Here is a 646-nt window from a genome sequence, read left to right as displayed (position 1 = left end):
GACTTCCTCCGCGCGGAGGAAGTCGCGGGCCGCGGATACCTGCCGGAGGGTGAACGGATCCTGCGCGCCTTCACCCAGCCGTTCGACGACGTCCGCGTGCTGATCGTGGGTCAGGATCCGTATCCGACGCCCGGGCACGCCGTCGGCCTGAGCTTCGCCGTGGACGGCCACGTCCGCCCCCTGCCACGGAGCCTGGTCAACATCTACCGCGAGTACTCCGACGATCTGGGGCTGCCGGCCCCCCGGCACGGCGACCTGAGCTCCTGGGCCGGCAGCGGGATCCTCCTGCTCAACCGGGTCCTCACGGTGACGCCGGGGCAGCCGGCCTCTCACCGACGGAAGGGGTGGGAGGAGGTCACCGGGCGCGCGATCGAGGCGCTGGTGGAGCGCGGCCGTCCGCTGGTGGCGATTCTCTGGGGCCGCCAGGCACAGTCCCTGGCGCCGATGCTCGGCGACACCCCGGTCATCGCCTCCGCCCACCCCTCACCCCTGTCGGCCTCGCGAGGGTTCTTCGGTTCCCGGCCGTTCAGCCGCGCGAACGACGAACTGCACCGACTCGGCGTGGACCCCGTCGACTGGCGACTGCCGGAGATGCCGGAGCAGACGTAGAGGCGCGCTCAGGCCCCACCGAAGCGCGGGGTGCGCT

At 72.4% G+C, this 646-nt stretch carries 1 protein-coding gene; it reads left to right on the top strand.

The window, feature by feature from the left end:
• A partial coding sequence (locus tag G6018_RS12740; RefSeq protein ID WP_182639793.1) for a uracil-DNA glycosylase occupies positions 1 to 609 on the top strand: 609 nt, incomplete at its 5' end.
• Between the last annotated feature and the right edge of the window lie 37 nt (positions 610 to 646).

Source organism: Dietzia sp. DQ11-44 (assembly GCF_014145205.1).
Lineage (GTDB): Bacteria > Actinomycetota > Actinomycetes > Mycobacteriales > Mycobacteriaceae > Dietzia > Dietzia natronolimnaea.
This window is presented reverse-complemented; position numbering and strand designations above follow the sequence as displayed.